Here is a 7,117-nt window from a genome sequence, read left to right on the forward strand (position 1 = left end):
GAACGATAACGCCGTAGCAGTTTTCGCGTTCGTAGATGCCCATGACATCTTCGAGAGTCAGCGGTTCAAAGTACAGCTTGTCAGAAGTATCGTAGTCCGTAGAAACGGTTTCCGGGTTGGAGTTTACCATGATGACTTCGTAGCCCTGCTTCTTCAAAGTGAATGCAGCGTGGCAGCAGCAGTAGTCGAATTCGATACCCTGGCCGATACGGTTCGGGCCACCGCCCAGCACCATGATGCGCTTCTTCTTGTCGCGGTTAGGTACTTCGCGGACGGGTTCGGTATTGTCTGCGTAGCAGGAGTAGTAGTACGGAGTGACGGCTTCAAATTCACCGGCGCAGGTATCTACAGAATAGTAGCTGGGCTTCAGGTTGATACCGTTACGGGCTGCCATGACTTCTTCCGGAGTCTTGTGGAACAGGTAACCGATCTGGATATCGCTATAGCCGAATTCCTTGGCCTGGCGGAACAGAGCCTTGTCCTTGCAGAGGTTTTCGAGAGAACCTGCAGAGAGGATTTCGTCTTCGAACTGGGCCAGTTCTTCCATGTGTCGGAGGAAGTAACGGTCAATCTTGGTGAGTGCGTAAAGCTTTTCGACGTCCCAACCGCGGCGGAAGGCGGCGTACACCACGAAGATGCGTTCTGCGCTGGGGCGAGCCACTTCGCGAGTCAAGGTTTCGTCGTCGTAGGCCAGGAACTGTTCGCACTTGGCGCAGGCACCGAAGCCGCCGAAACCAGTTTCCAGAGAGCGGAGAGCCTTCTGCAGGGACTGCTTCAGGTTGGAGCCGATAGCCATGGCTTCACCCACAGACTTCATCTGGGTGCCGAGAGTGCTATCTGCCTTGGGGAACTTTTCGAAGGTAAAGCGGGGAACCTTGGTAACGACGTAGTCCAGAGCCGGTTCGAAGCAGCTGGGGGTGGACTGAGTAATATCGTTTTTCAGTTCGTCCAGAGTGTAGCCCACAGCGAGAAGGGCTGCAATCTTTGCGATGGGGAAGCCGGTAGCCTTGGAAGCGAGAGCAGAGGAACGGCTTACGCGGGGGTTCATTTCGATGATGATGCGACGGCCCGTCTTGGGGTCGATAGACCACTGAACGTTGGATCCACCGGTTTCAACACCGATAGCTTCCATCACCTTCAGGGAGTCGTCACGCATGGCCTGATAAGCGCGATCGTCAAGAGACTGGATCGGAGCCACAGTGATGGAGTCGCCTGTGTGAACGCCCATGGGGTCCAGGTTTTCGATGGAGCAGACGATAACGGCATTGCCCTTCTTATCGCGCATGACTTCCATTTCGAATTCCTTCCAGCCCAGGAGGGATTCTTCAATCAAGACTTCGTTGTTCAGGGAAGCGTCGAGACCTCGGTTCACGATGGTTTCGAATTCTTCCGGGTTGTGTGCGATACCGCCACCGGTACCACCCAGGGTAAAGCCCGGACGGATGATGAGAGGCCAACTGCCGATGGTGTTTGCAATGGCGAGAGCTTCGCTCATGGAGTGTGCAGAACCAGAGCGGGGGAGGTCCAGGCCGATGTTCAGCATGGCGTCCTTGAAGAGCTTACGGTCTTCTGCGCGGGCGATGGATTCGGCCTTGGCGCCGATCAGTTCCACATTGTAGCGTTCCAGAACACCCTTTTCGTGGAGTTCCATGGCCAGGTTCAAAGCGGTCTGGCCACCCAGAGTGGGGAGCAATGCATCGGGACGTTCGCGGCGGATGATTTCGTGGAGAATGTCCACGTTCAGCGGTTCGATGTAGGTACGGTCGGCCATTTCCGGGTCGGTCATGATGGTTGCCGGGTTGGAGTTCACCAGCACCACTTCGTAACCTTCGCGGCGGAGCACCTTACAGGCCTGCACGCCGGAGTAGTCGAATTCGCAGCCCTGGCCGATAACGATCGGACCAGAACCAATGAGCATAATCTTCTTGAGGTCTGTACGCTTAGGCATATTAATTTCCTCTTGTAAAAATCGTCAAGTGGTTAGTGATTAGTGTTTAGTGGTTGGTTCTATAATCGCGGCGTAGCCGCCTTATTTTCACTGTTTACTAACCACTGTTTACTAATCACTACTTTTTAAATTCTTCAATCATCTTCTTAAATTCTTCGAACAGGTAGTAGGAATCGTTCGGGCCCGGAGCGGATTCCGGATGGTACTGCACGCTGAATGCAGGAACGTCCTTGCAGCGGATGCCTTCTACGGTGTTGTCGTTCAGGTTGATGTGGGTGACTTCCACATTGGCCGGCAAGCTTGTTTCGTCGATGGCGTAGTTGTGGTTCTGGCTAGTGATTTCTACAGCGCCAGTCTTCAGGTACTTTACCGGATGGTTACAGCCGTGATGGCCGAACTTCAGCTTGGAAACCTTTGCGCCGAGGGCGAGACCCAGGAGCTGGTTACCCAGGCAGATACCCATGAGAGGATACTTGCCAAGGAGCTGCTTCACGAGAGCTGCAACCTGGGGCAGGGAGTTGGGGTCGGCAGGACCGTTGGAAAGGAACACGCCATCGGGATTCTTAGCCTGAATCTGCTCGAAGGTAGTGTTGATGGGCATGACGGTCACCTTCATGTCCTGGCTTGCAAGGTCGCGAAGGATGTTGGTCTTGATACCGAAATCCAGAGCAACTACGTTGTACTTGCCCTCGGTGGAGAATTCGTAGCCGTTGGGGTCACTTACTACAGAAGCGTAGTCCTGACCATCCAAGCCGATCCATTCCTGAGCCTTCTTGATGGCGTCTGCTTCGGACATTTCGGAGTCTTCCACATGGAGGTAGGCCTTCTGGGCGCCGTTGTTGCGGAGGTGGAGGGTGAGGGCGCGGGTGTCTACACCTGCGATGCCGGCCTTCTTCTGTTCCTTCATGTAGGAATCCAGGGACTGTTCGCCCACGTTTTCGGAGGCGTCGCAAAGGTCGTTGATGACGATACCGTTCAGGAACACCTGGCGGGATTCGGACTTTTCGATGTTAGCGGAGTAGGCGCCCACTTCTGCGGTGGTGAACACTACGAACTGACCAGCGTAAGAAGGGTCGGTCAGAATCTGCTTATAGCCGGCCATACCGGTGTTGAACACTGCTTCGCCTACAGTGTCCTTGGCTTCGCCGAATGCGTAGCCGTGGAATACGGTGCCATCGGCCAGGGCAATGAATGCCTTGCGATCGCGCTTTGCTTTCCAGTTGAATTTATCGTTCATCGTTTTACCTTTTTACTTGTTCTAATTAAAACTCTTTTGGATTCTTCGCTTCGCTCAGAATGACGCGGAGGGGTGTGCTGCGCGGCCCCTTTTCGTAGGGCAAAAAAAGAGGCAAAAGCTAAAAGCCTTTGCCTTAAAAACACTAAAACTGAAAACAGAAACAACGTCTTGAAAAGTAGAAACCCAACCGACTTTCTGGATTGCCGGTGCTGCACCCTGGAGTGCACGCTGGAGATTCTGTACTTCAGTTCTCTTCATCGGGTGCAAAAATAGAAAAGGAGATTCCCCTCGGCAATAGGTGGTTTTATAAAAAAAATCCTTTTTATTTTGGGAAAAAGAGGGGTGAAACGGTCTAATTTTTTACAAAAAATGAATAAAATAGGCTGCGTCTTAACGTAATTGCTTGAAAAATAAAAGATTTTGTGTATTTACATAAATTGTAAGGTGTGCGGTACCCTAAAGATGCTATAATAATCACTTTCTGGAGGACCCGCCAAATAAAAGTGAGCAATGTTTGTTTATATTATTATTGTAATAATTAGAACGGGATATTGTATATGGATGCAGGTGTAGTTTACGTAGTTCATGCGTTATTTTTCCTTGGTATAGACCTATTTGTCTTGGGCAAGGCTTTTTCTCAAAGAGCGGAATCTTCGTCGCATTTGTCGTTCAGCGCTTTTGCGCTGGCTGTGACTTTGCTTCAGATTTCCGCAATCGGTGTCATCTGCTCGGAACATGGATTAGTTGATTTCCCCTTGTGGGGTAAAGGTCTGCTCTATTTTCTGTTGGTGGTGTTCCCGGCTGTGGCCAGCTATCTTGCCTCTGTCTGGATGTTCCGTCTGTTTGCCCTTAGAAAGAACAAAAAGTTTACGAAACAGAAATGGTTTGTTGCCATCCCCCTGATTGCCTATGCCCTGGTTTGCCTAATTTCATTTAAGACCCATTGGGTGTTTTATATTGATGAGAGTGGTGCCTACCGTCGCGGAAGCCTGTTCTTGCTGCAACTGCTGGTGCCGTACTCTTACGTGCTGAGTGTATTTGTTTACCTGCTTCGTGAAAAGACTTCCAAGGGGAAATTTTCGCTGCAGCCTAGAGCGATCAGCTTCCTGTTACTGTATGTGATTCCCCCCGTATTTGGATCCTGTGTTCAGGTTCTTATGAACTTGAAGGGATGCTTCTCGGAATTGGGCTTGAGTGTTGCCCTTGTGTTCGTCTATATCGGCATGTACATGGGTGATGCTGAAGAACACCGTCATATGAAGGACCTGGCCAATTTTAACCGCCAGCTGCAGCACGTCAACGAAAAAATGAGAAAGCTCCTGATGCGTGGTGAAATGCAGGCGAAGACTATCGCCGAAACGATCCGCGGTGGATTTAAGATTGGACGGAATGACGATGCCTTTTCCTTCAAGTATGTGTCGGAACAGTTTGCGCAAATGCTCGGCTATACTGTAGAAGAATTGCTGTCGGTATCTGGTGGTTGTCTTGAGGGGATTGTTCATCCCGATGACTTTGGACAGGATATTCCCACGCTGGAAAATAGTGAAATCTATACTGTCAGCTACCGCCTGCGCTGCAAGGATGGTTCCTGGAAACATGTGGAAGAACGTGGCCGCTTGATCAAGACCGAAGGCGCCGAAGATGAAATTTGGGGCGTCGTCTTTGACAAGGATGAAATCGTCCGGACGGAAACGGCTCTTGTCAATGCAGAAAATAGTCGTAAAAAATTGGCGGAATACAACGACATTATTACCAATGCCGGGCTTGGGGTCTGGTTTGTTACCTTTAGAGAAGGCTTGCCCAGTCTGTTGAATGGAAACGAAAAGTTCTACGAGCTGATCGGCGTTGATGGCGGTTCCATGTCTGAGGAAGACTTGCATGAATACTTCGCGTCGAGAATCATCCCGGAAGATGTCCCCATATTTGGTGCTGCTGTTGAAAAGATGAAGTCTGGCCAGTTTGCCGAAGCGCTTTACCGCTGGAATCATCCTAAGCTGGGAATCGTGTATAACCGTTGTGGTGGAACTGCGGTGCGTTTGCCCGATGGGGCCTACTGTCTCCGTGGTTATCACGGTGACGCTACCGAAATTGTGGCCAATGAACAAGAACAGCAGGAACTCCTGAAAAAGGCCCTTGCCGCTGCAGAGGAATCCAGCCGTGCGAAGACGACGTTCCTTAACAACATGAGTCACGATATCCGTACTCCCATGAATGCCATTCTTGGATTTGCAAGCCTAATCGAAAAGGAAAGCGATAATCCGGCCAAGGTGAAGGAATACCTGAAGAAGGTGATGAATGCCGGAGACTTCCTGCTTTCGCTGATTAACAATGTGCTTGAAATGGCTCGCATTGAAAGTGGTAAATCCGAGGTGGTGGAAAGCCCGGTTAATCTGCGCGAAATGGTCGAGGTTACGTCAAGTATCTTTGAGGCTTCCCTTAAAGAAAATCATCTGACCATGAATTTTGCCGTGAATATTGTTCACGAAAATGTCTGCATCGATGTTGTGAAGATGCGCGAAATTTCCGTAAACCTTTTGAGTAATGCTGTAAAGTATTCTGTAGAAGGCGGAACCATTAACGTCGAACTGACAGAAAAGCCTTGCGATAAGGAAGGCTATGCCGCTTACGATTTCATCATCTCAGACAATGGTATCGGTATGGCTCCAGATTACTTGCCCCATATATTCGATTCCTTTGTCCGTGAAAGAAATTCCACCGAAAGCAAGATTGCGGGAACTGGTCTTGGCTTACCCATCGTGAAGAAACTGGTGGACCTGCTTGGCGGTACCATTGAAGTAGAAAGTAGCCTTGGAAAGGGAACCAAGTTTACTCTTGGCTTTGTCCATAAAATCTGTGAAGAAAATGTTGTTTCTGAAAAGTCAAGTTCCGATGCAGAAAAAATGGATCTTGCAGGTCTTAGAGTTCTGTTCACAGAAGATAACGACCTGAATGTGGAAATCGGAACGACGCTTCTGGAAGAAGTTGGCTTCAAGGTTGAACGTGCCGCAGATGGTTGTGAATGTCTGGAAATGTTGACTAAGGCCGACCCGGGCTATTACGACTTTATTTTGATGGATATCCAAATGCCTAAAATGGATGGCTATGAAACTACCCGTCAAATTCGTAAGCTTCCTGATTCCCGTAAGAACATTCCCATTATTGCGACAACGGCCAATGCCTTTGAGGAAGACCGCCGTGCCGCTCTAGAAGCCGGAATGAACGACCATGTGACAAAACCCATTGACATGATCGTCCTTACGAAAACCATAAGCCGCATACTGAACGGACGAAAGTAAATTTCGACTATAAAATAAGAACTCCGCCAGAATGAACTGACGGGGTTTTATTGTTATGGGTTGAAATTGCGACTATTCATTAAAATTAATTGTTTTTTAATAATCAATAACTTTAGTTATTGATTTGATACATATTTTGTATTTGATGGACTTACCGTATTCTGGTTGATTCCGAGATCCTTGGCGATTTTTGCGGCCGACTTGTCGCCTTTCAGGACCAGTTTTACAGTTTGAAGCCGCATTTCTTCGTTATAGCGGGCATTTGACATTGTTATTTTCCTTTTGTTTTTGGCAATTTAACAATGAGTATGGTCATGCGACACCCCTCTTATCAAACTCCACAACGGTCCAAATTTCGTGGTTTCAATAATCTACCATTTTAATTTTTTATCAAAACAGCTTGTTTTTACAGCAAAACATCGTTATCTTTTTGTGGATTTCATATATTTTATGGGAAACTATCCAAGGAGGTTATTATGACAACGCTACAAATGGATGCCATTAAGCGAATTGAGACTTTGTCTGATGACAAGGTTTTTTATGTCATTCAAATCCTTGACGGTTTGGAAGGTCTCCTAAGGGATGCCAAAGAAAAGCAAACTGCACGAGATCAGGCCTTTGACACCCTTGAGAAGA

The 7,117-nt window shown here is 48.6% G+C and carries 4 protein-coding genes; 1 reads left to right on the forward strand and 3 read right to left on the reverse strand.

Annotation, left to right across the window (positions count from 1 at the left end; translation table 11 throughout):
• Together carB and carA are read right to left on the reverse strand one after the other, a co-directional pair.
• Positions 1–1,948: carbamoyl-phosphate synthase large subunit (carB, locus tag B7992_RS15765; RefSeq protein ID WP_088666772.1), on the reverse strand; the 1,948-nt coding region annotated here is incomplete at its 3' end.
• A 118-nt stretch (positions 1,949–2,066) separates the two neighbouring features.
• Complete coding sequence (gene carA, locus B7992_RS15770) at positions 2,067–3,185, reverse strand: glutamine-hydrolyzing carbamoyl-phosphate synthase small subunit (protein WP_073233857.1); 1,119 nt, start codon at positions 3,183–3,185, stop codon at positions 2,067–2,069.
• A 695-nt stretch (positions 3,186–3,880) separates the two neighbouring features.
• On the opposite strand from carA, the gene B7992_RS15775 reads away from it, so the two are divergent.
• The gene (locus B7992_RS15775; protein ID WP_176421981.1) at positions 3,881–6,481 is read left to right on the forward strand and encodes a hybrid sensor histidine kinase/response regulator; all 2,601 of its coding nucleotides are present in this window, start codon (positions 3,881–3,883) and stop codon (positions 6,479–6,481) included.
• A 116-nt stretch (positions 6,482–6,597) separates the two neighbouring features.
• On the opposite strand, the gene B7992_RS17485 is transcribed toward B7992_RS15775, so the two are convergent.
• Positions 6,598–6,750 carry a helix-turn-helix domain-containing protein gene (locus B7992_RS17485; RefSeq protein WP_112132805.1) on the reverse strand — a complete coding sequence of 51 codons (153 nt, stop codon included), beginning with the start codon at positions 6,748–6,750 and terminating at the stop codon, positions 6,598–6,600.
• Positions 6,751–7,117 lie beyond the last annotated feature (367 nt).

This window comes from Fibrobacter sp. UWH1 (assembly GCF_002210365.1).
In the GTDB taxonomy this organism is placed as follows: Bacteria; Fibrobacterota; Fibrobacteria; order Fibrobacterales; family Fibrobacteraceae; genus Fibrobacter.